The sequence below is a fragment of the Flavobacterium sp. RNTU_13 genome (assembly GCF_046614455.1).
Taxonomy (GTDB): domain Bacteria; phylum Bacteroidota; class Bacteroidia; order Flavobacteriales; family Flavobacteriaceae; genus Flavobacterium.
In genome coordinates this window covers 121,782-136,586 of sequence record NZ_JBKJHB010000003.1, presented here as the reverse complement: position 1 = coordinate 136,586, position 14,805 = coordinate 121,782, and the positions used below count along the sequence as shown (strand labels likewise).

The 14,805-nt window shown below is 41.7% G+C and carries 10 protein-coding genes; 4 read left to right on the top strand and 6 right to left on the bottom strand.

Going from position 1 to position 14,805, the window contains the following annotated elements; translation table 11 throughout:
* Nucleotides 1-39: 39 nt before the first annotated feature.
* Together ACLI08_RS08845 and ACLI08_RS08840 are read left to right on the top strand one after the other, a co-directional pair.
* A complete protein-coding gene (locus ACLI08_RS08845; RefSeq protein WP_411428121.1) occupies nt 40-2,235 on the top strand; it encodes a bifunctional alpha,alpha-trehalose-phosphate synthase (UDP-forming)/trehalose-phosphatase in 2,196 nt (731 codons plus the stop codon).
* A 24-nt stretch (nt 2,236-2,259) separates the two neighbouring features.
* Nucleotides 2,260-3,078: an alpha/beta hydrolase gene (locus ACLI08_RS08840; protein WP_411428120.1), complete on the top strand. Its 819-nt coding sequence runs from the start codon at nt 2,260-2,262 to the stop codon at nt 3,076-3,078.
* 92 nt (nt 3,079-3,170) lie between these two features.
* On the opposite strand, the gene ACLI08_RS08835 is transcribed toward ACLI08_RS08840, so the two are convergent.
* The 4 genes from ACLI08_RS08835 to ACLI08_RS08820 all read right to left on the bottom strand — a co-directional run bounded on the left by ACLI08_RS08835 (nt 3,171) and on the right by ACLI08_RS08820 (nt 7,620).
* On the bottom strand, nt 3,171-5,024 hold the full coding sequence (locus ACLI08_RS08835; protein WP_411428119.1) for a DNA topoisomerase IV subunit B: 1,854 nt from the start codon (nt 5,022-5,024) through the stop codon (nt 3,171-3,173).
* A gap of 105 nt (nt 5,025-5,129) precedes the next feature.
* Complete coding sequence (locus tag ACLI08_RS08830; RefSeq protein ID WP_411428118.1) at nt 5,130-6,092, bottom strand: transglutaminase domain-containing protein; 963 nt, start codon at nt 6,090-6,092, stop codon at nt 5,130-5,132.
* 154 nt (nt 6,093-6,246) lie between these two features.
* Nucleotides 6,247-6,930, bottom strand: coding sequence for a TIGR02117 family protein (locus ACLI08_RS08825; protein WP_411428117.1), 684 nt, complete (start codon nt 6,928-6,930; stop codon nt 6,247-6,249).
* A 57-nt stretch (nt 6,931-6,987) separates the two neighbouring features.
* Nucleotides 6,988-7,620, bottom strand: coding sequence for a hypothetical protein (locus ACLI08_RS08820; RefSeq protein ID WP_411428116.1), 633 nt, complete (start codon nt 7,618-7,620; stop codon nt 6,988-6,990).
* A gap of 188 nt (nt 7,621-7,808) precedes the next feature.
* Between ACLI08_RS08820 and ACLI08_RS08815 the strand changes: the two genes are divergently transcribed.
* Nucleotides 7,809-9,647, top strand: a complete 1,839-nt coding sequence (locus tag ACLI08_RS08815; protein ID WP_411428115.1) for a fibronectin type III domain-containing protein — start codon at nt 7,809-7,811, stop codon at nt 9,645-9,647.
* Between the two features lie 412 nt (nt 9,648-10,059).
* Entirely contained in the window at nt 10,060-11,988 is a 1,929-nt protein-coding gene (locus tag ACLI08_RS08810) for an SPFH domain-containing protein (RefSeq protein ID WP_411428114.1), read from the top strand.
* Between the two features lie 65 nt (nt 11,989-12,053).
* On the opposite strand, the gene ACLI08_RS08805 is transcribed toward ACLI08_RS08810, so the two are convergent.
* Both ACLI08_RS08805 and ACLI08_RS08800 read right to left on the bottom strand, forming a co-directional pair.
* A complete protein-coding gene (locus tag ACLI08_RS08805) occupies nt 12,054-12,674 on the bottom strand; it encodes a porin family protein (protein ID WP_411428113.1) in 621 nt (206 codons plus the stop codon).
* Nucleotides 12,675-13,057: 383 nt separating this feature from the next.
* The gene (locus ACLI08_RS08800) at nt 13,058-14,668 is read right to left on the bottom strand and encodes an NADP-dependent glyceraldehyde-3-phosphate dehydrogenase (protein ID WP_411428112.1); all 1,611 of its coding nucleotides are present in this window, start codon (nt 14,666-14,668) and stop codon (nt 13,058-13,060) included.
* Between the last annotated feature and the right edge of the window lie 137 nt (nt 14,669-14,805).

The window sequence follows — 14,805 nt, the reverse complement described above, 5'->3', positions numbered from 1 at the left end:
TAATGCCGGAACCATATAAAGGCAGTAAAAAAAACACCCATGAAAATTATTACTGTGTCTTACAGATTACCGCTTTCGATAAAAAAACAAAACCGGAAAACTACCATAACACCGTCGGCAGGAGGACTGGCCACAGCCATACGCTCTTATTCTGATAAAAGTAATAAGGAACTTACATGGGTAGGCGTTGCCGATTTTGAGAAAAATATTTGGGACGCGTATAAAAACAGCTTCCCAAAAACATTTGAAATAGAACCCGTTTTTTTAGACAAAAAGCTGAATAAAAACTTTTACCATGTTTTCAGCAATTCGGTATTGTGGTCGTTGTTCCACTACTTCCCTTCGTTTATGGAGTATAATGCGGAGGCTTTTGAAGATTACAAAACCGCCAATGAAGTGGTGGCCTATAAGGTAAACGCCATCTATGAACCGGGCGACATAATATGGATACATGACTACCATTTTATGGGATTGCCAAAATTGATACGGGAGCAGCACCCTGATGCTACGATAGGATTCTTCCTGCATATCCCCTTCCCTAACTTCGAAATATTCAGGATACTGCCAAACAAGGTAAAACGCTACATACTGGAGGGTGTACTCGGAGCAAACCTGGCGGGCTTCCACACCTGGGATAATGCCATTCATTTTACAGAGTGTGTAGAGAAACTATTAGGTTATAATCAAAACGGTTTTATCTTTTCGCAGGAAACCCACCGTACAAAAGTAGGCTCCTACCCTATAAGTATTGACTTTGAAAAATTTAATGATGCGTATGATAAACCTGAAGTAGTTAAATTGAGAGATGAAATTTCAGCATTATACCCTGACAAAAAAATAATTTTTTCGGTAGACCGACTGGACTATTCTAAGGGGATTAACAACCGCCTGAACGCATTTGAGGCATTCCTGAAAAAATATCCGGAGTGGAAAGAGAAAGTAGTGTTCTTACTTGTAATTGTGCCATCACGTGAAGAAATCGGCAAGTATGGCGAACGTAAACACATCATAGAGCTAAACGTAGGACGTATAAACGGAGCATTAGGTAATTATAAATGGAGCCCTGTGGTATACCAATACCAGGCGGTAGACTTTGACCGACTTATAGCATTGTATAACAGTGCAGATGTAGCATTGATTTCGCCCGTGCGGGATGGGATGAACTTAGTGGCTAAAGAGTACGTAGCCTCCAGAAAAGACAAACGAGGTGTATTGCTATTAAGCGTTATGGCGGGTGCGTATAAAGAATTACAACATGCTATAACCATAAATCCGTTTGATACAGAGCATACGGCAGAGCGCATACAACAAGCACTTACCATGCCCGAACCAGAACAGGAACAACGAATGGAACGCATGCAGCACTACCTTAAAAAGCATGATGTTTTTGTGTGGGCCTCGCGCTTTTTAAGCGATGCGCAGGAAATGCAGGCTACAGACAATAAATCGTTACCGCTTACCGGTGATAACCTGAATGTACTGCTTCAAAAATTTGAAAAAGCGGAAAAACGTTTACTACTGCTGGACTACGATGGTACGTTAGTACAACTGCAACCTAAGCCAGAACTTGCCGTGCCTTCTGAAAAAGTGAAATTATTACTGAAAAATCTGGCAGCGGACCCATGTAACGAGGTGTGGGTAATTAGCGGCAGGGATCGTAATTTCCTGGAACAACAATTAGGCGACACCGGTGTAGGGCTTGTAGCTGAGCACGGCGGTTGGATAAAACGCCAGGTATGGGAACCTGTAATTTCGGGTAACAACAGCTGGAAACAACGTGTAATAAGTATTATGGAAGAGTATACAGACCGCAATTCGGAAAGTTTTATTGAAGAAAAAGAGTTCGGTGTAGCATGGCATTACCGTAACGTTGACGAAAAACTAGGTTTTCTTACCTCACGAGAGCTGCTTACACTACTTAAAAATAATCTGTACAATGAACCTGTACAAATTATAGACGGTAACAAAGTTATAGAGGTAAAACACTATATGGCCAACAAAGGTACAACCTGCCGAAACAACATTTTAACCGGAAACTATGACTTGGTAATTGCTTTTGGCGATGACCGTACCGATGAGGATATGTTTGAACAGCTAAGTGCAGAAAACGAGTTTTCGATTAAGGTAGGAACCGGTAACACAGCTGCAAAATACAGGGTAACCGACACAGGAGCTGTGCTTCAAATATTAGCCGGGCTGGAACGTGTAGACAGTTCGGGAAAAGCGTACCTTTAGGCATTCCTCAAACATCCATTTAAAATGAAGAAGTACATTACACTTTTTTTTCTGCTGTTTTTTTCGGTAGCGGTATTGGCACAAGGTACTACGTACGCATTAAAAACAAACGTTCGGTACTATCCTGAACAGGACTATAAAAATGACACCTACAAAGCCGAACGCTGTGTGTTAGATTTGTACTACCCTACAAATAAAAAGGCTTTCGGTACGATACTATGGTTTCACGGTGGTGGCATTACCGGAGGAAATAAAGAAATACCACAAGAACTAAAAGAGAATGGCTACGCCATTATAGGCGTGGGATACAGGTTAAGCCCTAACGTTAAAGCACCCGCGTATATAGAAGATGCGGCTGCAGCGGTAGCCTGGGCGTTTAACAATATAGAGAAATATGGCGGCGACGCAGCTAACATTTTCCTTTCGGGGCACTCTGCGGGCGGCTACCTCAACCTTATGGTAGGGCTGGATAAAAAATGGCTCGCAAAGTATAACATAGATGCTAACAAAATCGCGGGATTAATACCTTTTAGTCCGCAATGTATAACACATTTTACCATCCGAAAAGAAAAAGGGATTCCTGAAAAACAGCCGGTTGTAGATGAATATGCTCCGCTGTACCATGTTAGGGGCGATGCACCGCCACTACTACTTATAACCGGCGACAAAGAATTAGAGCTTTTAGGCCGATGCGAAGAAAATGCCTATATGGCCCGTATGATGAAACTAAACGGACATACACAAACCCAACACTATGAATTGCAGGGTTACGGACATGATATGGTAGTTCCGGGATATCCGCTGCTGCTAAAAGAAGTTAAACGGATATTGGATAAAAAATAGCAGCATCCTACGCAGTAGATAATAAAATAAAAGTGGTGATTTCCTCATATGAAAGTCACCACTTTTTGTATCTGATAAGATATATAGTTACACTAGGCTTCAGCCATATCAATTTCTACCTTAAGGTTATTGATAATAAATTCCTGCCTGTCTGGTGTGTTTTTACCCATATAAAACTCCAACAGGTTTTGTATAGACGTAGCATTGTCCATTAGTACAGGGTCTAAGCGTATATCCTGGCCTATAAAGTGCTTAAACTCGTCAGGTGAAATTTCGCCCAAACCTTTAAATCGGGTTATTTCAGGCTTGCCTTTAAGTTTTTCTATGGCAGCACGGCGCTCTTCATCGCTGTAGCAGTAAATTGTTTCTTTTTTATTACGCACCCTAAAAAGTGGCGTTTGCAATATGTACAGGTGATTCTCTTTAATAAGTTCAGGAAAAAACTGAAGGAAAAAAGTAATAAGCAGCAGGCGGATGTGCATGCCATCTACGTCGGCATCGGTAGCAATTACAATATTGTTGTAACGCAGGTTACCCATTTCCTCCTCTATGTCAAGCGCGGCCTGAAGCAGGTTAAACTCCTCATTTTCGTACACGATTTTCTTACTCATACCGTACGAATTTAAAGGCTTACCCCTAAGGCTAAACACTGCCTGTGTATTTACATCTCGTGATTTAGTTATAGACCCTGACGCCGAATCCCCCTCTGTAATAAACAACGTACTTTCCAGGCTTCGCGGGTTTTTTACATCTGTAAGGTGTACACGGCAGTCGCGCAGCTTTTTGTTGTGCAGGCTTGCCTTTTTTGCCCTGTCGCGCGCCAGCTTCCGTATACCCGAAAGCTCTTTACGCTCGCGCTCTGCCTGTAATATCTTTTTTAGCAGCGCATCGGCAGTTTCAGGATTACGGTGTAAAAAGTTGTCGAGTTTGTTTTTAACAAAGTCGTTTACAAAAGTACGTACGGTAGGCAGGTTAGGCCCCATATCTGTAGAGCCCAGTTTGGTTTTCGTCTGCGATTCAAAAACCGGCTCCTCTACCTTTACACTTATGGCACTAACTATGGATTTCCTTATATCTGCGGCTTCAAAGTTTTTGTTGTAAAACTCTTTTATGGTACGCACTAAAGCTTCACGATACGCCGCAAGGTGGGTACCACCCTGAGTAGTGTTTTGCCCATTAACAAACGAGTAATACTCCTCGCTGTACTGGGTTTTACTATGCGTCATGGCAATTTCTATATCCGCATCTTTAAGGTGAATAATATCGTAAATACGGTCTTCTTCTTGTATGTTCTCAGAAAGAAGGTCTTTAAGGCCGTTATCGCTATAGTATTTTTCGCCGTTATAAATTATGGTTAAACCCGTATTTAAGTAGCAGTAATTTTTCAGCATTTTTACTACATACTCATTACGGTATTTATAGTTTTTAAAAATGATTTCATCGGCTATAAACTGCACCTTGGTCCCCCTACGGCGCGTGGTTTCTACCAGCGGCTCCTCGTTTGTAAGTATACCGGCAGAGAAATCAGCCGCTTTTAGCTGGTTATCACGCACAGATTCAACCCTGAAAAACGTAGACAAGGCATTTACTGCCTTGGTACCTACCCCATTTAAACCAACCGATTTTTTAAACGCTTTAGAGTCGTACTTACCCCCGGTATTCATTTTGCTTACCACATCTACCACCTTACCCAGCGGAATACCCCGCCCGTAATCACGTATGGTAACAGTTTTATCGCGTATGGTAACTTCTATGGTTTTACCGGTACCCATTACAAACTCGTCTATGGAGTTATCCAGTACTTCTTTCAGTAGAATGTAAATACCATCATCCGGCGATGATCCGTCTCCTAACTTACCGATGTACATACCCGGCCTTATGCGGATATGTTCATTCCAGTCCAGCGACCGTATATTTTCTTCCGTATACTGATTTTGTTCTGACATAGGGGTAATTTGCGTATTTTGTGCTAATATACACCATCTGCAAAAAATATAAAAATCCGTAGCCCGGAAAACATTCGCTTTCCGGGCTACAACCTGATTTTATTATTAACGTGCTACGTTATACGCTGCAATAGAAGTCTTATTTACAAAAATAGTGAGTGTTCCGCGGGCAGTGGCGTCAAATAAAACACCAAACTCTGCAATGCCGTTTTTAATTACCGGGGTCACTTTTTTAGAAAACCTGCCCGATGTAAACTGATACGCTACCTCATCTGTAGGTTTAATCCCTTTTATACGAAAGGGCACCAGGCCGCTGCCATTGGTTTTTATCATGCCAAAGTCAGGGGAAACCAGCTCGTAACCCAAATCATAATACAACGGAAGCGCCGCAAAATCAGACGGGCTTTTATCGGTTAGCAACCATTTTTTATCTGTAGGGTAATGGTTCAGGAAAAATACTTCGGGGCTGGTTAAAAAGTATTTATCGTCAAAGATAAAATTAAAGGCATTGCTGCCGCCAGTCATACCTCCTGCGCCCCAGGTAACATCCAGCAGCTTCCATTGGCCGTTGAGTTTTACCGCATTCCAGGCATGGTTTCCTGCATCCGGACTTTTGCCTATATCCTGAGGTCGTATTTTGGCGGTGCCGTAAATTACTGTACTTTCCAGCCCTGTTTTGGCAGCAACTATTTTATACAGCATGGCGTAGCCGTGGCATACCGCTTTTTTAGACCGAAGCGTGCGCGAAGCCAAATCATTTTCTATCTCAGCTACCTTTGCCAGCCGTTCTGACTCTGTGCTGTAAGAATACTTTATAGGCTTTGCGCCAAGAGCTTCGGGGCTGTTATCATAGCGGATGTTACGTGCTATCCATGTAAAAATAGCCCGGGCTTTTTCGTCGTCGCGGCTAAAGTCGCTGTTAATGCGCGATGCCAGCCTGTCCATACTGTTGTACGTTGTAGGATAGCTTTTTACAGTATTGTCTACTTTGGCAAAATCCTGCCCATACGAACACAGTGCCATAAGCCCTGTAACAATAACGGAGTAAAGTTTTGTTCTCTTGATCATGCTAACAGAAAACCAAATACTTTGCCAAGTTTAGTTAAAAGTTGTAAAGTGGAAAGTCATAAAGCCAAGGAACTGAAGGTACGGATAAAACTATGCGTAAATTTTATAGTTTCAGACTTTCGACTTTCGACTTTCGACCTTATCACCTTACGTCTCATTCGTAGTGATAGAAAATTCCTTTGTCGTAGGGAGTCCACAGCGCAGCCCGTTGGTTCGCTGCTTTTAGGGCACCGTTAGCCCAGGTATTACAAGTATAAAAAAGGCTGTAACGTCCTTTGGCTTCGTAAAATGCATCATGCTTTCCGTAGCTGTAGCCTTGTATCCATTGCACGTTACCATCGGCACCAGGACTAAAGCTATCTTCTATATATCGCACCAGCGCACGATAATCGTCTGGCGTTACAAGCATTTTTTTGCAGTCGGTCCCCTCTTTCATGTTTCGGTAAAACGTAGTATGTATGGCAGAGGTGCTCAGGTAAAAAGCCGCTTTAAATGCCGTGCTCGCTTTAAGATCGCTCCACTCCGGCGTGTAGAGGTAAAAACCTTTATCTCCCCAGCCAAAAGCAGCATACTGCGCCAGGCTGTCGTTTGCTTTGGTCTGGCTGAATTTCAGTTCCTTCCTCCAGTCTTTAATATTGTTTTTAAGTGGTACCACAACATCAGTATGTACGCCATTGGTTAAAATATATACGGGTATGGTTCCGCCTTCTTTTGGATGACGGTTTACGGGGATACGATACAGTAAAAACACCGAAAGCAGGTATAATACAACAAAACCTACAATACTCAGTATAAGTTTTAGAATAACCTTGGCTATCTTTTTAAGTGTTAATTTCATGGATGATATAAATAGAGGGTAAATATATTTTTTAAAAATGTACGTAATAAATAACTTTTAGCGGCTTGCTATACGCCTGAAACCTTCGGCACGGCCTAATTTGAGTTTTAATATTTTTTTTAATTCTTTGCGGGTAGGATTTACCCAAACTTTAGTTGTATCAGCGTTTGTATGGACGTCGTTTATGGCAGCTGAAAATGTACTATAATCATCAGCATACACATAGCGGCTTATATATAAACTGTCTTCGTGCACCTGATAAACACTAACGTGCCATGCATCATCGGCAGGGGTATTCACAAGCAGGTAACCTTTAAAATATTTAGCTACCTTTTCGCTTTGTATTTTAAATAAAGTATCGGCAGTAACGGTTTGCATATAAACCGAATCTTTATCGGCACCTGTAACTAGCACTTTGCCACCATCCTCTTGATGTTTAATTAATGTACCGTATATTGAGTCCTTATTTACAGACCAGCCCGAATAATATTTTCTTATCACCTCAGTTTTAGAAACTACGAGCGTATCGCCGTTTTCATCTAAATATTTACCGAGGAAACGGCGGGGAATCGTTTTTACAGCTTCAGATGCCTCTGGCTGTGCTGCTGTGAAATAGTAGTTACTGTTTTCATCCGAAAAACGGCAGGATACACAAAACAGTGCCAAGACGATAATTACTATTGTTTTCATGGTTGCTTTTTTTTTAATGACTGCCCATTTTAAAAAATATTACAGTTGCATTCATAAATAATAGTTACGCAATTTTATCATTTCCCTACACCTTTAGCATTTTAATAAAACCAAACGCGGTTTTGGTAAAATAACCAAAAACCTGGTGGCCATACGCTACTAATTTTGCTGAAAAAACACACTGTAATATGAAAAAAACATTACTAAGTCTATCATTTTTTGCTTCATCACTGTTGTTTGCCCAGGCCCCTACAAATGGGCTTGTTGGGTATTATGGATTTGAAGGAAACGGTAACAGTCATAACCAGCAACACAACTTTACCCCGCCATCGGGTACAGAAATCCCTTCGGCAACGTATGAAAATAGCGGAAAAATAGGAAAAGGCGTTCTGTTCTCCGGAGACCAGGCACTTATAAATACTACATTAAACGATGTATTTGGTACAAACACCCCCATAACCATATCGTACTGGTATAAAGACACTCAGAATACGCAAAACACCTATGGTACACAAGTTGAATTTTTTGGAAGTTTTCTATGCCGCTATCAGGGTGCGCTTAAGGCAGAAATTAGTACCACAGGCGGCTATATAAATGTAGACTCTCAATACACCTACCCGGAACCTGCTACATGGCGACATGTAACAATTACGTATGACCCGGCAAATAATATACCGCTTGCACTGTGGATAAATGCTAACAGGCTGCCTATACAAGCTTCGGCAGGGCGCATGCTAAAGCCATTTATAAAAGCTGTTATAGGCAACGGGCTTGCATCTAGCGGTAATCTCCACGCCCAAAAAGGCTACATAGGTATGATAGACGAGATGTTTATATACAACAGGGTATTAAGCGGCAGCGAAATTGAATCGGTTATGTTTAATACACAGGCTATAACGCCGCCTCTATTATCTGCAATAAGCAGTGTAAACATAAATAATACCCGTGCCGGGATAACCTACACAGTTAACGCACAGAACGAAACCGCTACCAGCGAGGTACGATACGGAACATCGCCTACGGCACTTACTGGGATTGTATCGGGTGAGCCTACTACCGGTAATATAAATACGCCACAAACGGTTACTATTACCGGCCTTACTGCTAACACCACCTATTACTATACAGTTTCGGCCACAAACGCCAGCGGAACAACTACTTCATCGGTAGGCAGTTTTACAACTACTAACTCAAACGCGCCCGAGGTACCTATAACTTACGTTAACGGCATTAGCTTTGGAAGTGCTACAATAAACTACTTCATTTCCCCAAATACCAATACAACGGTTAGCTACTACGTTGAATATGGCACAGCTCCAGATCAATTAACCCAGCGTACAGATGTTGCTGAGATTACGGTATCTCGACAGTTTACTACCGGCACCTCAATATACGGACTGACGGAGCAAACTTTGTACTATTATAGAGTAGTAGCATCTTCGGTAAACGGTACAGGCTATTCAGATATCGGCACATTTACAACTACTGCGGCACCTGTATACATATATATAGATCCGGTTACCGTATCAGATATTACAGATACTACTGCAACAGTAACGTATTCGCTTAATCAGGGTATTGGAGAAACAAGTGTTATCTTGTCTTACGGCACCAATGAAAACGACCAGCAAGAGGTAAATGTACCGGGAAGTAACGGAAATGCTGTTACAAATACTTATACCATTACCAATTTGCAACCGGGCACAGATTACTACTGCTCTCTACGCGCCACGAACGGACAGATGATAGGTTATTCCTTATATTCGCACTTTACTACCAGTACGTTATCTAATGATATTGTTAATAAACTAATGGTTCAGCTATTGCCTAACCCTGCAACAGACGTTATAAAGATTACAGCGAACCAACTGATAAAGGAGATAAAAATTTATAACCTTCAGGGGCAGCAGGTATTGGCTGCATCAGAAAGTACTATAAATGTTTCGGCACTTCAATCAGGAGCATACATTGTTAAAGTAACCGATGCTACTAATAACACCCTTCAAACAAAACTTATTAAAAAATAACAGCTAAAGCCCCAAACTTTTTGTAATTGATAGTTTTTAGAGCCTGCCCCGTATATAGGGGCAGGCTTTTTTTTGTGCCAAAAAAAGATACCTGAACATAAATTTTTATCGCAAAACATAAAAACCTGACGTTTTTCTTACAAAATATTTAGTGTTCCTACAAAAAATACCAGCGCAGCGAAAACGTTTTAGGAACAACAAATGTTAAAAATGCCATAAATACGGGTGTTTTTGGCAAAACCAACTATGTCTGACATTCTGCAAAATTATTTTACCACGTGTCAATTTCAGGCCTTAAAAAGGCTGATTTCAGGCACCCTGTTAGCCCTAAAAACACCTTTAGTTAAAATTACGATTTTCATATCCGGGGATATTCCTTCCCTCTACATTTGTCATATAAATCTTTATAAAAATGGCAACAGCTTTAAGTAATTACTGGTGGATAATGCTGGTAATTTTATGTGTAGTGGGGTACAAATTTGTACTCCGTGTGTTCTTTGGTATGGTAATAGTGCCTGAAGACAGGATAGGACTTGTTACCAAAAAATTTGTGCTCTTTGGCGAGCATACTTCCCTACCCGACGGGCGTATAATAGCCACACGTGGCGAAGCGGGCTTTCAGGCGCAAACGCTAGCACCCGGCTTGTACTGGATGAAATGGATATGGCAGTACAGCATAGACATGACACCGTTTACTATAATCCCCGAAGGAAAAATAGGCCTGATACTGAGTAAAGACGGTAAGGAAATACCAACAGGTAGAATCCTGGCACGCAAAGTAGAAAGCGATAACTTTCAGGATGCGGTTGCTTTTTTGGAGAATGGCGGGCAAAAGGGTAGGCAAACGGCTTTTATTACTACAGGTTCGTATAGGATAAATACCTATTTGTTTGATGTAGTTATAGCCGAACAGACCAAGGTCTTTGAAAACATGGTGGGTATTGTTACCGCCCTTGATGGCGAACCAATCCCCATAGGGCAAATCGCAGGTAAGTTTGCCGAAGGTCATAATAACTTCCAGGATTTTGACCAGTTTCTTGAAAACGGGGGTAACAGGGGTTTACAGCCTCAGGTTATACTGGCAGGTTCTTATTACTTAAACACCTGGGGCGTACAGGTAGAACAAATACCTATGACCGAAGTACCTATAGGATCTGTAGGAGTAGTAATTTCATACATAGGGGAAGAAGGAGAAGACATGACAGGAGAAAGCTTTAAACACGGTAACATTGTAGCTAAAGGCCAACGAGGTGTATGGATGGAACCACTAGGCCCCGGTAAATACGCTATTAATAAATATACAACTAAGCTGGAACCTGTACCTACGACAAACCTGGTACTAAACTGGGCTAATGCGCGCAGCGAATCACATAACCTGGATAAAAACCTAAGCACCATAACCGTGCGTAGTAAAGACGGTTTCCCTTTTAACCTGGACGTGGCGCAGATAATTCACGTTCCGGCAAATGAAGCCCCTAAAGTTATCAGGCGTTTTGGTAGCATGAACAACCTTGTATCTCAGGTATTAGAGCCTACCATAGGTAACTATTTCCGTAACTCAGCCCAGGACAGCGATGTGATTTCCTTCCTAAGCACCCGTAAAGAGCGCCAGGAGTCGGCTAAAAACCACATCCGTGCGGTGCTTGATGAGTATAACGTTAATGCCGTAGATACACTTATAGGTGACATTGTGCCTCCTGAATCGCTTATGAAAACCCTTACTGACCGTAAGATAGCTGAGGAAGAACAGAAAACTTACCAAACGCAGAAAATGGCACAGGAACAACGTCAGGGTGTAGAGAAAGAAACGGCAATAGCCGATATGCAGAAAGAAATTGTAAGAGCCTCTCAGAGTGTAGAGATTGCTCAGCGCACTGCCGATGCTACGGTTAAAAAAGCCGAGGGTGATGCTACCAGTCTTAAACTTAGTGTAAATGCCGAAGCTGAAGCGACAAAAATGCGTGCCAATGCCGAGGCAGAAGCTACCAAAGCCCGCGCCGGTGCACAGGCAGAAGCTACAAAACTAAATGCCAGTGCCGAGGCAGAACGTATTTCTAAAACCGGTTTGGCTGAGGCAGAAAAAATTATGGCAATCGGTAAATCAACCGCCGAATCTTATGAACTGCAAGTCTCAGCCATGGGTGGAGATAACTTTACCCGATTTAAAATTACCGAAGAAATTGCCAAAGGTAACATCAAAATTATACCTGATGTGCTTATAGGCGGTAGCGGTAGCAGCGATGGGCCAATTAGCGGACTGCTGGGCCTTAAACTGATGGAAATGATGGAACTTAACAAACCAAACACCAATAGCGGCTCAGAAACAAACCCAACCTTGTAAATGAGCAAGGGGCTATGTCAAAAAGATATAGCCCCTATTTTTATTTAAATAAAATACATTAAAAATTACTGTAGCAGGAAGTTTAATCCTACGTTTACCGCACTGCGCGACACATTTGTGTGCTCATTATCATATCGTACTTTGTACAGTTCTGTTAAACCATACTGATAATCGTATTCAAAGAACAGGCGCAGCTTATCTCCTACCGGAATTTTTACCCCAAGCCCTAATGCTAAACCCGCGTCTGTGTCATTAAAATCAGGTTTGAGATTAGTGTTAAAACGGGTTTCTTTGGCAGAATTAAGAAATCCTGCGTAGCCTCCGAAATTAAAATACCAGTTTTTTGTACGCCCAAAATGCCAGCTGGCCTGTACTGGTACGGTTACATAATTAAGTGCCACGTCAGACTTAAAATCAAATCCGTTATTATCTGTAAACACTACATTGTTAAAACCTTTACGGTCGTTAATAGCCCTTATTCTTATACTCCAGTCGCGGCTAAGATAAAAATCAAGACCTGCACTAAGGTTATATGCCCCGTGACTGTCAAAGGTGCCTTGCGTATCGCTATAAATAGAAGACCAGTTATATCCGCCCGAAAGGCTTGCCTCTACGCTACCCCTGTGCTGCGCTGTTGCCATAAAGCATACAAAAACAGCTATAATACTAAAGATACTTTTTTTCATACACGATTGGATTTACGTTATACTTACCTTAAAACAATATCTGTGCCATATTTATGCTCAGGTGTGGGCATAAAAAAATTTCCTGTAAACGGGTGTTTACAGGAAATTAACAAAACCAATCAAAACCAATTTATGAAAATTTTACTTTTCATTCCACTAATAAGCTTGTATCCCTTCAAGACTTATTAGCTTCGGTACAAATGTACAACACATTTATAGCCCATTGCTTTACTTTAGACCAATGGTAGATTTGTTGCGACGAACGGTAAAAAAGTGTAGACGCACTAACATAAGTTATCTACCATAAATTACATTTGTATCCAAATTCGGCACAAAAAAAGGCTGCATATTAGCAGCCCTTTAAAATTTTAAGATATTTTACATTAAAATATGTAGTCTGTGCTTAAAAAATTAGATTTATGGTCGCGTACAATGGTGTTGAACAATTCCTTGTTGTCATCTGTTATTTTAGCAGCTACCAGCGATCTTATAGAGAACGACCTCAGCGCATCAAACACAGAAAGTGTACCTTCTGCACTGTCTTTACGACCGGTAAACGGAAACACATCTGGGCCGCGCTGCGCCTGGCAGTTTATATTTACACGGCTTACCAGGTTTACAAACGGATCTATAAGGCTTGAAACCTCTTCGGCGTTATTACTAAATATGCTTACCTGCATACCATGCGAAGCGTTTACCTGGTAATCAATTGGCTCGTCGATACTTTCAAACGGTACCACCGGTATTACCGGGCCAAACTGTTCTTCATGATACAAACGCATATCACTGTTTACCGGGTACACTACAGCAGGGAATACAAACGAAGCTTCTGTGTAGCCTCCATCTTCATTTACCACTTTTGCACCTTTTTCTACGGCATCGGCTATACAGTCTTTTAGATATTGTGGCTTATCGGCTTCAGGCAGCGGGGTAATCTTTACTCCCGATTCCCAAGGCAACCCCGGTTTTAGTGCCGATACGGCTTCACTAAGTTTTTTTACAAACGCGTCAGCCACGTCTTTCTGTACAAAGATTAATTTTAGTGCAGTACAGCGTTGGCCATTAAAAGATAACGCCCCCAGTATACATTCACTTACCGCCACATCAAGGTCGGCATGCTTTGTAACAATGGCGGCATTTTTAGCGTCAAGGCTAAGTATGGCCCTGAGCCTGTTTACCTTTGGGTGCTGTTTTTTAAGTCCGTTTGCCACTTTGCTGGAACCTATGAACGCAAGTACGTTTACCTTACCGCTTTCCATAATAGGCGATATTATTTCGGCTCCTTTACCGTACAGCGTGTTTACCGTACCTTTCGGGAAAGCTTCTTTAAAGGCGTTAAGCAGCGGATAGTGGGCTAAAACACCGTGTTTAGGCAATTTAAACAGTATAGTATTACCCATAATAAGTGCCGGTATAAGGGTAGTAAAAATTTCGTTGAGCGGATAGTTGAATGGTCCCATACTTAAAACTACACCAAGCGGCGCGCGTCGTATTTGTGCCATAGTGCCCTCTGCCTGCTGAAAACGCGAAGACTCCCTGTCCAGATCCTTAAGGGCATCAATAGTATCATTAATATAATCTACCGTTCGGTCAAACTCTTTAGTAGCATCGGCAAGTGTTTTACCGATTTCCCACATAAGAAGTTTAATAACTAGGTCGCGTTGTTGTATCATTAGGTATACAAATTTCTGCATACACTTAATACGGCCTTCCACACTCATATTAGGCCATTCACCCAAACCGTTATTGTACGCTGCTACTGCCGCATCAAGTGCCTCCATGGCTTCTTTTGGAGTGGTTTTCGGTATGCTGCCTACCACTTTACGCTCCAGGCCGTTTGGCCCCGGTATGCATATTGGCGAATACACCGTGTCTACCGGGCCATCCCATGCTACACATTCGCCGTTTAGCAGATACAAGCGCTGGTGTATTTCGGGTATTTTATATTCTTCAGGAAACTGGCTTTCTTCTTTAAAAACTGATTGTTTACTCATAGTATGTGTGTTGTGATTAAGGTTACTAAAGGTAAGAAACTATTAAGTGCAGCATACGGACAATTATCATTTTTTTAAGATATTTTCTTACAGTAACTATTTGATTCCTTCGGCTTGTTCTATGTGCTATGCGGAAC

What these genes read in the sequence shown, in the direction of transcription:
- ACLI08_RS08845 (WP_411428121.1), top strand. Translation starts at nt 40, where the DNA reads ATGAAAATTATTACTGTGTCTTACAGATTACCGCTTTCGATAAAAAAA.
- ACLI08_RS08825 (WP_411428117.1), bottom strand. Translation starts at nt 6,930, where the DNA reads ATGAAATTAACACTTAAAAAGATAGCCAAGGTTATTCTAAAACTTATA.
- ACLI08_RS08835 (WP_411428119.1), bottom strand. Translation starts at nt 5,024, where the DNA reads ATGTCAGAACAAAATCAGTATACGGAAGAAAATATACGGTCGCTGGAC.
- ACLI08_RS08810 (WP_411428114.1), top strand. Translation starts at nt 10,060, where the DNA reads ATGGCAACAGCTTTAAGTAATTACTGGTGGATAATGCTGGTAATTTTA.
- ACLI08_RS08820 (WP_411428116.1), bottom strand. Translation starts at nt 7,620, where the DNA reads ATGAAAACAATAGTAATTATCGTCTTGGCACTGTTTTGTGTATCCTGC.
- ACLI08_RS08805 (WP_411428113.1), bottom strand. Translation starts at nt 12,674, where the DNA reads ATGAAAAAAAGTATCTTTAGTATTATAGCTGTTTTTGTATGCTTTATG.
- ACLI08_RS08830 (WP_411428118.1), bottom strand. Translation starts at nt 6,092, where the DNA reads ATGATCAAGAGAACAAAACTTTACTCCGTTATTGTTACAGGGCTTATG.
- ACLI08_RS08800 (WP_411428112.1), bottom strand. Translation starts at nt 14,668, where the DNA reads ATGAGTAAACAATCAGTTTTTAAAGAAGAAAGCCAGTTTCCTGAAGAA.
- ACLI08_RS08840 (WP_411428120.1), top strand. Translation starts at nt 2,260, where the DNA reads ATGAAGAAGTACATTACACTTTTTTTTCTGCTGTTTTTTTCGGTAGCG.
- ACLI08_RS08815 (WP_411428115.1), top strand. Translation starts at nt 7,809, where the DNA reads ATGAAAAAAACATTACTAAGTCTATCATTTTTTGCTTCATCACTGTTG.